The following is a 14,016-nucleotide window of genomic DNA, read 5'->3' as shown; positions in this document are numbered from 1 at the left end:
TCATGACATCAAACTCAGAGAAGTACTTGGAAATACTCGGACTTTCACCATCTAGCCACCAAGAAAATAAAACTAAGATCGAAACCGCTTTTACGACAGCTCTCGACACAAGAAAGTTTGAAATACAACTCTATTGGCAAAGAGCAGCATACTTTTGGGCATTCACAGCAGCTGCTCTCACAGGCTTTGTAGCAATTCAAGCAATAACAGAGCTTAAGGTAACAGACGCACTTTCATTATTGATTGCTACCGTAGGCCTTTTTACAGCGACCGCATGGCATCAAGTCAACAAAGGCAGCAAAGCATGGCAGGAGAACTGGGAAAATCATGTAGATTTCCTGCAGGGGTATGTTGTTGGTGAACTTTTTGAAAAAGTACTAATGCAACAAAGCATACAGCTCTTTTCTGTTTCTCGCATTAACAACCATATCAGCAGATCAATGATCTTTTTTTGGTTTGCTTTAATTCTGGCATTTGGACCCTCAGTTTGGGAGCAAGCAACACTTTCTAAAAGAGCAGGCTTGTACACAGAAGTCGCTCTTGCAAACATTTCACCTCATAAGCCCGAGTTAAACATAGCCAAACCACCCGTTTCCATTTCAGTTAAGAGCCCATCCGTCAGTGTAAAATTTGAAGAGGCCTATGAGCAAAATACTAAATTAAACGATACCGCTGTTGTGATCACAATTGCTGGACTTCTTTGGAGCGCATTGCTCTGGAGCGGTTGCTTGGGTGTATCTTCACAAGGCACACAAGCTAGGAGGCTTAATTTAGAAAAGCTCAAGGAGCCTAAAAGGCGGTTAAGCTTCTTGCAAAAGCTCTTATCTAACATCTATTTGAAGCGAAAATTTTGGAGTATTTGTAAGTTTACATTCACGATTACAATAATCGCGGTAAGTATGCTTGGAATGTTCTACATTCGCTCCTGATTGCCATTTCCACCCCAAATTTAAACCACCTTAAGAGCCACCTTCTCCGCCGCCTCTTTCTCCCGCCGGGCCAATTCCAACTTCCACCAGCGATCTCGCAGGGTGACGCGGTTTTCGCGGTAGCGGTCTTCCAGCACATCCATGTGGGCCACACGGTCTGTTCGGAAGGCGCGGAAGTCCTTGCGCAGTTCACACCACGCCACGATCATTCGAGAATGTGCAAAGAAAGTCAGGCTCAGCGGCCATATCAGGCGCTCGCTCATCTCACCCTGCGCGTCCTCATAAGTCAGCCGCAACTTGTTCTGCCCGCGAATAGCCTGTCGCACATCCTTCAGCTCAATCCGTGCTGTGGGAATAGGTTCCACCCCGAAATCCGGCGCATAAAGCGGGGCTTCAATAAACTCGTCCCGCGCTTCGGGAGACAGCACCGCCGCAATCTTGGCAATCACATCGCTGGCGGTACGAATAAGCTGCTCATCCCCACGCACCTGCACATGGCGCAGGCCCATCATCACCGCTTCCAGCTCATCACTGTTGAACATCAACGGTGGCAGATCATACCCCTCATCCAGCACATAACCGACACCCGCCTCCCCGCGGATCGGCACCCCAGTCGATTGCAGGCTGACAATGTCGCGGTAAAGCGTGCGAACAGAGATTTCCAGCTCCTCCGCCATCGCATCGCCGGTCACCGGCCCACGGTGACGTCGCAACAATTGAACGACCTGCAGCAACCGATCTGCCCTGCGCATGTAATCCTCCGGAAAGTTTCGGCCAGAAATTTTGGGAACGCCAAACACTCCTGACACAATGCTGTCAGGAGCACCTTGCTACCAATCCCCCACGAAACACAAGCGGAGAAAGCAAATGCTCACACATCACAAATTCAGCGCCAAACTCGATGGCGTCAGCGCAAGCCCGTTTTGCCTGAAAGTAGACATCCTGCTCGCCATGGCAGGCCTCTCCCACGATGTTCTGGAAGGCCCGGCAGCCCTGCAAACCGCCCCAAAGGGCAAGCTGCCTGTCATGAAGGACAACGAAGAGCTCATTGCCGATTCTGAGTTCATCAGACGGCATTTGGTGGTCAATTATAACGCTGATTTTTCAGGAGGTTATTCTGAAGCCGAGCTGGCTGTTGGGCACGCCTTCATGCGCATGGCAGAGCATTCTTTGTACTTCGTAACCGTCTGCACCCGCTGGCTGCCAGATGAGAACTTCGCCATTATTGAAGACCAGTTCTTCGGTATCTTGCCACCAGAAATGCGCAGTTCTCTTGCAAACGAGTCTCGCAAAAGCGTCATCGCCAAAGTCAACAACCACGGCTACGGTCAGCACACCTGGAAAGAACGCCTCGCTTTGGGCCGTGCAGACTTGCAAGCCATCTCCACCCAGCTTGGTGACAAACCATACCTGCTCGGCGACCGTCCCTGCTTTGCTGATGCCGCCATCGGCGCCCAAATCCTCTGCACCCTCTCCAACCTGCCCTTCTCCGGCTGGAGAAAGACCACCGAGCAGTTCCCCAACCTCGTCGCCTACGCCAGCCGCATCAAAGAAGCCTACCCGGAGGAAGTAACCGAACCAGCTTAATCAACACCCCCGCCGGATTGGTGCATCCGGCGGGGCATTGATTAGTCATTGCGACGCAGCCAATACTATCTCGAGAAAGGCCAGAAAGCATATCGTTTTTTGAACCAAAAGCCTTTCTTAAGGAACTTTAGGTCACGCCCCAAGTAATTTTGGGCAAGACTTGAAACTGCACCGTTACTCTCTGCATCTCGTAAGCTCAATAACCTTTCAACCTCAGGCACCACACCAAGCAAAATTAGTTGGATATAGTGATCAACTAGAAGATCGCTGCACGGCGGATGCATCTGGTATCTGCTGTGAAGAACTGCATACAGAAAGTACCGGCGTTCTTCATCTCTTTTGAGTACCTCAAATTCCTCTCTAGAAATCAAGAACTTGAAGTTCTTATCATGAAAACCACTAGAGACTGGCATGGAATAGATCAGAGTGTCTCCTGCGCATTCGACGACAGGTTCCCACGACTTCTCTTTGAATATATAAGCACTCTCCAAAATATATCCTTGTCTAAAAACCCCGCCGAACATCCTCATCCGGCGGGGCTATCTCACTCCTAAAACATCGCCGCTAAGCGTCTTGCGTCATCAGCTGCTGGTTCTTGCGTGCCATCACTTGCCGCAGCACAACAGGCAACATAAGCGCACCGCCGATTGCCATGGTTTGCAAGCCCGGCGCGACGAAGAACATCGCCGCAAAGGCTGTCCAATACCGCTCTAGCTTATTCAGACCAGCCAGCATGTAGCCAGAGAACGCCACACCCAGCAGACCAATGCCACACATGGCACCCACCAGAGTTACGGTCAGGTCGTACCAGGTGAACTCCGGCGTCACCAACAGCAGTGCTGGAGAGTAAACGAACACAAACGGCACAAGCGCCTTTGCGATACCAAGACGGAACGCCGTGTTACCTGTCTTGAACGGGTTCGCCCCAGCAATCCCAGCACCCGCATAAGCAGCCAGCGCCACAGGCGGCGTGATATCCGCCAGCACACCGTAGTAGAACACGAAGAAGTGCGCCACCAGCGGCTGAACGCCCAGCAAGGCAAGCGCAGGTGCAGCAATGGAAACCAGAATGATGTAGGTCGCCGTTGTCGGAATACCCGCGCCCATGATGATACAGGCAACTGCCGTAAACAGCAGCGTGAAGAACAGTGTCAGCCCATTCTGCGTCACATACTCAGCAAGCATACCAGACGCAATAAATCCGCCCAGATCAGACGCCGCCTGTGTCACCACAAACGAAAGCCGGAACCCCGTTCCCGTCAGCGTCACCACGCCAACAATAATGCCAACAGCCGCAGCAGCAGCCCCAACAGCCAGCGAGTACTTGGCCCCAGTTGCCAAGGATTCAATCAGGTCTTTGAGTCCCATCCGGTTATGCGGGTTTAAAATCCCAACAACCACACAAGCAGTAATCCCCCAAACCGCTGCAAAGTCAGGCGTTTTACCGGAGATGATCAGGTAAACCAGAATGCCCAGCGGAATGACGGAGAGCCAGTGCTGCTTCATCACCACCAACGCTTTCGGCAGCTCATCCTTGGTAAGGCCGCGCAAGCCAAGGCGCTTGGCTTCCAGATGCACCATCACGAAGATGCCGAAGTAGTGCAGCATTGCCGGGAACATCGCCGCAAGCAGCACCTCGCGGTACGGGATCTCTAAAAACTCCACCATGATGAAGGCAGCCGCCCCCATAATCGGCGGCGTAATCTGCCCACCCGTTGATGCCGTCGCCTCAACGGCCCCAGCGAAATGCGGCGGATACCCAACCTTCTTCATCGCGGGAATGGTGAGTGACCCTGTCGTCACCGTATTGGCAATGGAACTGCCGGAAATCGTGCCCAGCATGGCAGAGGAGAAGATCGCAACCTTCGCAGGCCCGCCTGCATAGCGTCCGGCAATCACAGAGGCCAGATCGATAAACAACTGCCCAAGGCCAATGCGCGTAGCTAAAACACCAAACAAAACAAACAGGAACACATACTTGGCAACCACCCCAATGGCGATGCCGTAAATGCCCTGGTTCGTCATGTAAAGGTGATTGATCAGCCCCGTCCAGCTCGCGCCCGGGTGCCGCAGAGCGCCCGGTGCGTACATGCCAAACACGGCATAGCCAACGAAGATCAACGCAATCAGCGGCAGCGTTGGTCCGACGGACCGGCGCGCTGCTTCCAGCACCAGCATCAGCAACACGGTGCCCATAAACACATCAATCGGCGCAGGAGCCCCAACACGGGAGGCAACCGCCTCAGCTGGTAACAACGGCAAATACATTGCCGCAGCCACAGCCATCACCGCCAGCACAATGTCCCACAGATGCACACCACTCGGGCGCCACCATGCATTAGGCGCAGGCTGACTGCTCGTGCTCTTGATGAAGCTGAAAAGAACAAACACCAGCCCCAGCACAAACGAAAGGTGAATGCCGCGATGGACAAGCTCTCGAATAAGCCCGAAGCCGGACGCGTAATAATGATAGAGCGACATGGCAACAAGTGCCGCTGTTATAACAACAGCAAGCACCGGACCAGCCGCTCGGAAGGTAAGGTCTGGATCGTATTTCCGTTCCAGATCCTCAAGGGATTGATCTGTCGTATCCTGAGACATCAGCCCTGCGTTTCATTTAGATTGAAAACAGCAGCGCCCGGCAGATATCTACCGGGCACCGCAAAATCATCAAAGATGGCGAGGTCTTACTTGATCAGGCCAGCTTCTTTGTAGAAACGCTCAGCACCCGGATGCAGCGGCACACCAAGACCGTCCGTTGCAGTTTCCATGGTGATGGTTTTGCCTTTGGAATGGCCAACATCCAGCAGCTTGCGGGTCTTGTCGTTCCACATCGCTTTGGTGATGTTGTAGATCAGCTCGTCATCTTCTTTCGCACTGGTGATCCACTGCGCACCAACAGTCAAAGTGGTTGTTGCATCAACACCCTGGTAGGCACCAGATGGAATGTCGGAGCTTGCAAAGAAGCCGTATTTCTCAACCAGACTTTCAGCTTCCGGACCAGTGATCGGAACGATCTTGATGTCTTCAGCAGACGCCAGCTCAACCACAGCACCTGTTGGGAAACCAGCAACCACGAAGAACGCATCAACCTTGCCGTTACGCAGAGCTTCCGCCGCAGCAGAACCCTTCAGCGCTTCAGCAGTGATGTCAGAGGTGGAAAGGCCATAAGCTGCAAGGATCAGGTTCGCATCCGTGTATGTGCCAGAACCCGGCTCATCCAGAGACACGCGCTTGCCTTTCAGGTCAGCAACAGAGTTGATGCCGCTGTCAGCTTTTGCAATCAGATGGATATGCTCAGGGAACAACGCTGCGATGGAACGCAGATCCTTCATCGGCTCTTTGCCTTCCATGGTGCCGGTACCGGAAAACGCCCAGTAAGCAACATCAGACTGCGCGAAACCAGAGTTACGCAGGCCAGAGTTGATCGCATTCACGTTATCAACGGAACCACGGGAAGAAACAGCAGAAGCAATCAGACCCGGTACACCGCAAGACCCACCAGCATCACACGCACGAGAGCCCGGAGGATTGGAGATCGCATTGGCGATCATGCCGCCAACCGGGTAGTAAGTGTAAGCTGTACCGCCTGTGCCAATGGTAAAGAACTTAAGGTCCTGCGCCAAAGCCTGACCAGAAAACAGCGCCGCGCCGCCAACAATAGCTGCAGCTGTCGCCAATTTAGTAATGGAAGATAGAAGCGTCATAGCCCCCCCCGGGAAATATACGAGAGACAGGATATTCTACGGCGTAGAAGCGCCATAAAATCGTCTGCCCCAAACACTATGAGAAGTCTGAGCAGTCACCGGAAAATCAAAAAGGACGCTCGACTGGTGTAATGAAGTGAACAAGAAATATTCACGCGAATTAGAAAACACGCTTCAACCAGAGATCGCAAGCGAAATACGAAATTTTTCGTAGGCAAGCGCAAGAAAATGTAATTTCAGGTCATTCCAAACACGACTGGCGCATGAATATGTCAGACAAAGTCTGATTTCGGAACAAAAGCTACAAAACTCATTCATGAGCCAAATTCCGCAAGAATTGCGAAGCACGTGCAAATTCAATTGAGTACAGTCCTGATACTACAAATTTGAGCGTGCACGTTCTCTTCGCTATAGACCGGATGGGTGCACATATGATTCATTGGGCTCCGCTGCAATGAAGGAGTGATTTTATGAGGGTAAGTGGCAAAAAGATGCTTCTGTTACTCGTTGTTCTGGTTGGCTTGCTGTTTGCTATCGGTGGCGCTGTTGTCTGGTGGATGATGCAACAACCCATGTTCAAGCCGGGCACCGTTGCCCAGCGCACAGACCTGACGCCCGTCGGCATCTTCGACGACTTCTGGGAAGTCGCACCAGATGTGAAGCTGAAACACTTCTCAACCGGCGAAGGCCGCAACATCCTCTTCATCCATGGTGGACCCGGCATTCCAACCATGGCAAGCGCTCCGGGTTTTGACCTGCTCTCTGACGAGTACCGCGTCAACTACTACGACCAGCGCGGTGTAGGCCACTCCACACGCCCCTTCGACCGCTTCCCGGCAGAAGACAGCACATGGACAAAGATCCAGCTGCTGGAAAGCACCCTCGGCATCTCTCAGCAACTGGCAGATATTGAACGCATCCGCAAACTGCTGGGCGATGACAAGCTCATCCTCATGGGCCACTCCTACGGCGCCCTGCTCGCCTCCCTCTATGCCGCCGAGTTCCCTGAGAATGTCGATAAGCTCGTCTTGCTCAACCCGGCAGACCTGCTCGTCTTCCCCTCTGGCAACAAAGGCTTGTTTGAGAACGTTCGTGAGCTCCTGCCAGAGCGGGACCACAAAGCCTACGACAAATGGCAGCGCCGTTATCTGGATCTCGGTCAGGTCTTCAAGGAGGATGAAGCCAGCCTGCAACAGCTGGATGCAGACTTCCTGCCATACTTCATCAAGGCCACAGGTGACACCATCAAAGGTGCCCCGCCAATCTCACAGGATCTCTTCGGCAGCTGGTACACCCGCGCTCAGTTCTTCGGCCTTGGCAGACGCCATGACTGGAGCAAGCATATGGGCAACATCACCGCTGACACGCTGATCATCCATGGCGACAAAGACTTCCAGCCTCTCGCAGTCTCCGAAATCTATGGGGACGCGATCCCGAACGCAAAGCTGGAACGCATAGAAGAAGCCGCCCACTTCCCACACTTCAACAACCCAGAAGAGCTAGCCGGCAAACTACGCCCGTTCCTGAACAAGTAACCACCACGATCTGCATGCTCCCGGTCGATCTGGGAGCATGCTGCATTCCATTCGGCGCAAGTCGCATCGAGACAGCTCCCGAAGACCACTACCTCCCCAAAGCAAAGCTCTCTACTCCTCCGCCTTAATCAGCTGGTTGTCTTCAGCTGTCAGATCCAGCCCATAGGCCTCACGCACATTCGCGATAAAGGCCAGACAGTACATGATGCAAAAAGAACATCGCCGGAAAGCAGCGATCAAGCCAACCTAGCGCAGCGCAGAGTGAGGGGAATAACTTTTCGGACGGCCAGCAAAACAGGCTGCCCGCCTACCGTGGGACCAGAAACCCCGAGCAACGCAGAAAAAATGCATTCAACGCAAACGAACGCACAAAATAACGCAAAGCAGATATCCCCGCTCCAGAGGCCCTCGCCTAAAGGTAGGGAACCAGAATATCTGAAAGCACAGAGCCCTTCGGATAGGCGTAGACGCTACCCTGCTCATAAACGTAAGGCCCAACCTCAAGACCAGCCTCAGCGCATATGAGTTGGCCGCCCAGCACATCCCAGCTGTTCACGCAGCCATTGTAGGCGCCATCCACCTGCCCCGTCGCCGCCTGACACAACGCCCACGCCGCAGACCCGCAAATACGGATTTGATGCTGCTCTGACACCAGCCGATTGACCTTGTTGAGGAAATCGAGGTTATTCTCCTGCTTGTAGTTAAAGCACAGGTTCACCACCAGCTCATGGTCACAGGCTTGTCTGGGTCGCAATCTCTTGCCATCCTCAAACGCCCCTATCCCCCGCGCCGCATAAATCGTCCGGCGGTGAAAAGGCGCATGGACAACGGCAATCGCTGGTCCCTGCTCATCAACAAAAGCCATGGAAATACAAAAGTCTGGCCGCCCGTAAAGGTAGTTGGTCGTCCCATCAATCGGGTCAATAACCCAGCACGGCGGTGTCAGCTCGCCGCCCGTTTCTTCCCCCTTGAAACCATGTTCCGGGAAGGCTTCGCTTAACGCCTGCCTGATGCGCCGCTCAACTTCACAGTCCGCTTCACTCACGTAATCCAACAAGCCTTTGCTGCCAATCTGCAGCTTGTTGCGGTCATGAAAGACCTCAAGAGCATAAGCACCAGCCTCCTCTGCAATCATCCGGGCTGTGGTGAGTATCTCTTGCTGCATGGCGGGCACCTTCGCTGGTTATGACCATCTCGTTATGCCCTTAAGGTATTGAGCAGTTCATTCAAAAGAGCAACTTCGTATCAGGACTACCTTCAGCCTTAGCCGCTAGCCTTTATCAGGAGTAGAAATGAGCTGGACTGAAACCTGATGAACCGAGAACTGCCCCTGCTCTACGCGTGCCTTGCTCTTGCCGGAACCATTCCGTTTATCGCCGGAGCCATAGGTTTATCAGTGGGTTACTCGTTTCTCCCATTGGTTGGCGCAACTGTCATCGCAGTAAGTTTGTACGCCCTTGTCATCCTCTCCTTCATGGCGGGAAGCCAATGGGGCATGTTCTTCATCGCTCCTCACCCAAGGCGTGCATGGCTGCTGTTATGGAGCAACTTTGTCGCACTATCCGGCTGGTGCCTGTTCCTGTTTACCGCTCCGATCATCTTCATTCTCGGACTTATCATCCTCTTCTCGGGCATGCTGTTTGTTGATTTCTATTTGCAGAACCTGGAAATCACATCGCGAAACTACCTTGGCGTGCGCATCACAGCCACCATCATCACGCTCATCGCACTGGGCGTCATCGCCCTCAACGTTTAAAGCTTATCCCTTCTCGGCAACCTAAAACCCACCCACAAACGAAAAATGCCAGCAAGGTCTCCCTCACTGGCATCATAAAATCTAACTGTCTGGCAACGCTTACATATTGATAGAGCGCCACAGCATGGTTGACCGGTTCCCACTCCGGCAATACGCCAAAACAGGCCTAGGTGCTTCCGCAAGAAAATCAATCAATTCCTGACCAGCCTCAGCGAAATCTGTCCCCGGTCCAATCGGAATGTAAATGTGCTCCAGACCCTGCTCTTCAGCTGCTCCAGAAACCTCCAGATAAGTCGGCTGGTTCGGTGCTTCATCATCCGGTCGGTTACAGACGATAGACCGGAAACCCTGCTCACGTGCCTTCTCCATATCCTCAGGATAGAGCTGCCCGGCAACCCAGTAATCCTCGGCAAGTTGACGCGCACGCAGCTGGCCACCACCGCCACCTGAAATTTTCTGAAGTAGATTAGAGAACATTGACTGGCACTTTCAAATAGGTTTGACCGGTTTCGTTTTCTGCCTCAGGCAAACGACCGGCTCTCATATTCACCTGAATGCTCGGCACAATCAGGTTAGGCACATCAAGCGTTGCATCCCGAGCTTCGCGCATTTCGACGAACTTTTCACGGCTAGTACTATTACCTACGTGAATGTTCTCTGCTTTCTCAGCAGCAACGGTTGTTTCAAACAAAATCTCACGCCCATTCGCACCATAGTCATGGCACATGAACAAACGCATTTCGTCAGGCAAACTCAACACCTTATGGATAGACGCATACAGCACGGACGCATCCCCACCCGGGAAGTCAGCGCGCGCAGTGCCGCTGTCCGGCATAAACAACGTATCCCCCACAAACGCCGCATCACCAATCACATGCACCATACACGCTGGCGTATGCCCCGGCGTATGCATCGCAAAGCACTTCAGATTCCCGATCTGATAGGTATCCCCGTCCTGAAACAGCTTGTCGAACTGGCTGCCATCGCGCGCAAACTCGGTACCTGCATTGAACACTTTACCAAACACGCCCTGAACAACTGTCACCTGCTCACCAATACCAATCTTGCCGCCCAGCTTCTGCTGAATATACGGCGCAGCAGACAGGTGGTCAGCATGCACATGGGTTTCGAGCAGCCATTCCAGCTTCAGATCATTTTCGCGGATGTACGCAATGGTTTCATCGGCATGCTCAAAGCTGATGCGCCCTGCCGGATAGTCGATATCCATCACACTGTCGATGACCGCACATGCCTTTGTTTCCGAGTCTGTCACCACATAAGTAATGGTGTTCGACACCGGATCAAAGAAATCCTTGATCTCCACTTTCTGATCCATCTGCACAGGATAGCTGCTCATAACCTTCTCCCACCTAAATCCGTGATTTATCAATGAAACACATGACAGATCAGGCCTCTTTCAATGCTCTTCGCATTGAGAGGCTGGCAACCAGTCTCGCGACCAGCATCCCCGCCGTCATGCACAAAACAAACACAATCGCCTGAGGCGACAGCAATGAAACTGAAACCAGTGCAGGCCCCGGACACAGACCGATTAATCCCCATCCCGCACCAAATGTAGCTGACCCAAAAATCAACCATTTATCGATCTGCTGAAACGTCGGAATCCGAAAGTCATCCGCCACAAACGGACGCGGTAGAAAGCGCGCCAGACGGAAAAACGGAAAGGCCACCAGAATGGCGCCGCCCATCACAAAGGCGAGACTTGGATCCCAATTTCCAAACACATCAAGGAAGTTTTGCACCTTCAAAGGATTGCTCATTCCCGCAACAACCAGCCCCGCCCCAAAGGTCAGGCCAGCTAAAAAACCAGCGATGATCCGTTGCATGTTATCCCCCCACCACGTGGCGAAGGACGAACACAACAGCAATGCCGACCGACATAAAGGTGATCGTCGCGGCCAGCGAACGAACAGACAGGCGCGACAAACCACAAACACCATGCCCACTCGTGCATCCGCTTCCAAACACCGAACCAAAGCCAACAAGAGCCCCCGCAATAGCGATCAGCGTCAGGTCTCCTGTAAACACCTGCTCAATCTCAAATCCCCCTGCCATCAGCAGCAGAGGCGCAAGAACGATCCCAACAACAAACGACAGTTGCCAGCCCTTCTCACCATGCACCCAGGCCGACTTGCCATTGGCAAGCGTACCTGTTTCAAACAAACGGCTATAAATACCGCTAATCCCCGCAATCCGCCCATTGGCGAGCAACAGGATGACAGTAGACAAGCCGATTAAAACGCCTCCGGCTAACGAGGCATATGGGGTAAACTCAGTCATATTTTATACTCGTTCTTTCCCCTGCAGAGGAAAGTTCGGTTGATGGAGAAACTAACCAGGGCATGCGCGATACCATGATCAAAATGTACGTTTTCTAATTTAGTTTTCTCTAATATATAAGTCGATTTTGGAGAGTCAAGTCACAACCGGCAGCAATTATGCCAATCGCCTAATACTCATCGCCAGTTGCGCAGATTGATCACCTCCCTTAGGCTTGCCGTATACGTAAAGAAACGACCCTAAATCGCTGTTGGGAGATGAATTTGGGAAAGCGTCGTTTCTGCTTGAAATACAAAGGGATGGATATGATTGACGAAGACCTGAAAGGTGAACTTGAGCTTTTTCGCGATAATGTAAAGCGGTTCATCGAAGCAGAGATTCTCCCGCACTACGACGAATGGGAGAAGGCAGATATCTTCCCGCGTGACATCTGGAACAAGATGGGCGAGCAAGGCCTGCTCTCTGTAGACACCCCGGAAGCATATGGCGGGTTCGGCACCAACTTCCTGTTCTCCATGGTCATCATTGAAGAGTTCACCCGCGCCAACTGTTCTGGTCTGGGCGTTTCTCTCAGCGTGCATTCCGACATTGTTGCCCCTTATATCCTCAATCACGGCAGTGAAGAGCAGAAGCAAAAGTACCTGCCAAAAATGGTGACAGGCGAGTGCGTCGGCGCCATCGCGATGACTGAACCTGCAGCAGGTTCTGACCTTCAGGGCATCCGCACAATCGCACGCAAAGACGGCGATGATTACATCATCAACGGCAGCAAGATCTTCATCACCAACGGTCAGCATGCAGATGTTGTGATCGTTGTTGCCCGCACCAATCTGGATGTCTCCGGCTCCAAGGGAACCAGCCTTTTCCTCGTTGACGCAGACAATCCGGGCTTCAAACGCGGTCAGAACCTCGACAAGATCGGTCTGCATTCCTCAGACACATCCGAGCTCTTCTTCGAAGACCTCCGCGTCCCGGCCAGCGCTTGCCTCGGCAGAATGGATGCTGGCTTCCATATCATGATGAACGAGCTCCCACGCGAACGACTTACCCTCGCTGTTGGCGCTGTTGCAGGTGCGGAAGGCGTACTGGCAATGACGGCTGACTACGTCAAAGAACGTCAGGCCTTCGGTCGCCCTGTTGCTACCCTTCAGAACACCCGCTTCAAAATGGCAGAAATGGCAACCGACGTCCGCACCCACCGCGCGTTCGTTGACGAATGCTGCCGCCTGTTCCTGGAAGGCAAGCTCGACAACACAACTGTCAGCATGGCTAAACTCGGCACAACGGAAATGCAGGGCCGCGTTGTAGACGGCTGCCTCCAGCTCCACGGCGGCTACGGTTACATGAGAGAATACGGCGTTTCCCGCGCCTTCGTAGACGCCCGCGTTCAACGCATCTACGGCGGCACCTCAGAAATCATGAAGGAACTGATCAGCCGCGAAGTGCTGGCTTAAACTTCTTCAGGGGGAGGTTTTGGTCTCCCCTTTTGCTTATTGCACCAGCTTGTTGCGGACAACGCGCAGCTCATCAAACTGCATCACATCGTTTTCTGATGTCCAAAGATGCTTGCCTTCCCCTCTAAGGATGGTCCCAAGCTCAGGGCTGTAGGCATATTTGGTAACAATATCCTCACCCTCTGCGCTGACGGTTTCAAGCGTCACATCAAGTACATCGTAGGCGCAACTGCCAACCTGCAAGCGGTCAGGCTCACCAACGGAAAACTTGTAGGGCACGTCTCTACGTACAAGGTCTTCGTTCTCGAACACATCAATGGATGCTGCCCAGACCTTACCAACTTCCAGCGGAAAGAACTCAGCAAACGGTATATCTGGCACGTAAGTCCGATTGATGTGAGCCCCTCGTTCATAGGAAAGGAACAAGCCCTTCTCATGAACATGTATCTGGTCACGCACCACCACATATCGCTCATTCAGATGCAGCTCTGTAACCTGTCCGTCCTCTTCAAGTCGAACAAACAAACGTGCGGGAATACTGCTGTTTATGAGGACCATTCCGGTTTTCATCGTGTCTGCGGTTGGGCACACTTGTGCAACAGCCGCGCCACCAAAGAGTACGCTTCCCAGAAGTCCTAAAATTGTTTTGCTTATAACGCCGGAGCTTTGCATCGATCTATCATGTAGATTTATTCTTCTATTTATGGACGCTTATCTAGCAGCATTCTGAAAAAAGAGGATTGATAT

At 52.7% G+C, this 14,016-nt stretch carries 14 protein-coding genes; 5 read left to right on the top strand and 9 right to left on the bottom strand.

All coding sequences use genetic code 11. The annotated features are described in order from the left end of the window. Positions 1–2 precede the first annotated feature (2 nt). Entirely contained in the window at positions 3–929 is a 927-nt protein-coding gene (locus PsW74_RS04210) for a hypothetical protein (protein ID WP_063290118.1), read from the top strand. Between the two features lie 20 nt (positions 930–949). On the opposite strand, the gene PsW74_RS04205 is transcribed toward PsW74_RS04210, so the two are convergent. Beyond that, positions 950–1,681 carry a YafY family protein gene (locus PsW74_RS04205; protein ID WP_063290119.1) on the bottom strand — a complete coding sequence of 244 codons (732 nt, stop codon included), beginning with the start codon at positions 1,679–1,681 and terminating at the stop codon, positions 950–952. Between the two features lie 115 nt (positions 1,682–1,796). Here PsW74_RS04205 and PsW74_RS04200 point away from each other — a divergent pair, with 115 nt between their 5' ends. Further along, complete coding sequence (locus PsW74_RS04200) at positions 1,797–2,516, top strand: glutathione S-transferase family protein (RefSeq protein WP_063290120.1); 720 nt, start codon at positions 1,797–1,799, stop codon at positions 2,514–2,516. A 564-nt stretch (positions 2,517–3,080) separates the two neighbouring features. On the opposite strand, the gene PsW74_RS04190 is transcribed toward PsW74_RS04200, so the two are convergent. Together PsW74_RS04190 and PsW74_RS04185 are read right to left on the bottom strand one after the other, a co-directional pair. Beyond that, entirely contained in the window at positions 3,081–5,117 is a 2,037-nt protein-coding gene (locus tag PsW74_RS04190; RefSeq protein ID WP_063290122.1) for a TRAP transporter permease, read from the bottom strand. A gap of 86 nt (positions 5,118–5,203) precedes the next feature. Then, a complete protein-coding gene (locus tag PsW74_RS04185; RefSeq protein ID WP_057461241.1) occupies positions 5,204–6,223 on the bottom strand; it encodes a TAXI family TRAP transporter solute-binding subunit in 1,020 nt (339 codons plus the stop codon). A gap of 470 nt (positions 6,224–6,693) precedes the next feature. On the opposite strand from PsW74_RS04185, the gene PsW74_RS04180 reads away from it, so the two are divergent. After that, complete coding sequence (locus tag PsW74_RS04180) at positions 6,694–7,758, top strand: alpha/beta hydrolase (RefSeq protein ID WP_063290123.1); 1,065 nt, start codon at positions 6,694–6,696, stop codon at positions 7,756–7,758. Between the two features lie 412 nt (positions 7,759–8,170). Here the strand turns inward: PsW74_RS04180 and PsW74_RS04175 are convergent, their stop codons facing one another. Further along, complete coding sequence (locus PsW74_RS04175) at positions 8,171–8,923, bottom strand: inositol monophosphatase (protein WP_063290124.1); 753 nt, start codon at positions 8,921–8,923, stop codon at positions 8,171–8,173. 147 nt (positions 8,924–9,070) lie between these two features. Between PsW74_RS04175 and PsW74_RS04170 the strand changes: the two genes are divergently transcribed. After that, positions 9,071–9,514: a DUF3429 domain-containing protein gene (locus tag PsW74_RS04170; protein ID WP_082826966.1), complete on the top strand. Its 444-nt coding sequence runs from the start codon at positions 9,071–9,073 to the stop codon at positions 9,512–9,514. Between the two features lie 99 nt (positions 9,515–9,613). Here PsW74_RS04170 and PsW74_RS04165 read toward each other — a convergent pair whose 3' ends face one another. The 4 genes from PsW74_RS04165 to PsW74_RS04150 are packed head-to-tail and all read right to left on the bottom strand — an operon-like array spanning position 9,614 to position 11,815. Beyond that, the gene (locus PsW74_RS04165; protein ID WP_057461236.1) at positions 9,614–9,991 is read right to left on the bottom strand and encodes a TIGR01244 family sulfur transferase; all 378 of its coding nucleotides are present in this window, start codon (positions 9,989–9,991) and stop codon (positions 9,614–9,616) included. Further along, a complete protein-coding gene (locus PsW74_RS04160; protein WP_082830476.1) occupies positions 9,981–10,871 on the bottom strand; it encodes an MBL fold metallo-hydrolase in 891 nt (296 codons plus the stop codon). Before PsW74_RS04160 ends, PsW74_RS04165 begins: the two co-directional genes overlap by 11 nt. A gap of 49 nt (positions 10,872–10,920) precedes the next feature. Further along, positions 10,921–11,361 (bottom strand): DUF6691 family protein, encoded by a 441-nt coding sequence (locus tag PsW74_RS04155; protein ID WP_063290125.1) that lies wholly within the window; start codon positions 11,359–11,361, stop codon positions 10,921–10,923. A gap of 1 nt (position 11,362) precedes the next feature. Beyond that, a complete protein-coding gene (locus PsW74_RS04150; RefSeq protein WP_057461234.1) occupies positions 11,363–11,815 on the bottom strand; it encodes a YeeE/YedE thiosulfate transporter family protein in 453 nt (150 codons plus the stop codon). A 305-nt stretch (positions 11,816–12,120) separates the two neighbouring features. Between PsW74_RS04150 and PsW74_RS04145 the strand changes: the two genes are divergently transcribed. Continuing rightward, the gene (locus PsW74_RS04145; protein WP_063290173.1) at positions 12,121–13,269 is read left to right on the top strand and encodes an acyl-CoA dehydrogenase family protein; all 1,149 of its coding nucleotides are present in this window, start codon (positions 12,121–12,123) and stop codon (positions 13,267–13,269) included. A 36-nt stretch (positions 13,270–13,305) separates the two neighbouring features. Here the strand turns inward: PsW74_RS04145 and PsW74_RS04140 are convergent, their stop codons facing one another. Continuing rightward, positions 13,306–13,941: a hypothetical protein gene (locus PsW74_RS04140; protein ID WP_063290126.1), complete on the bottom strand. Its 636-nt coding sequence runs from the start codon at positions 13,939–13,941 to the stop codon at positions 13,306–13,308. Between the last annotated feature and the right edge of the window lie 75 nt (positions 13,942–14,016).

Source organism: Pseudovibrio sp. W74 (assembly GCF_001623085.1).
Taxonomy (GTDB): domain Bacteria; phylum Pseudomonadota; class Alphaproteobacteria; order Rhizobiales; family Stappiaceae; genus Pseudovibrio.
The sequence above is the reverse complement of the archived record's forward strand: the minus strand, read 5'-3'. Positions and strand labels throughout refer to the sequence as shown.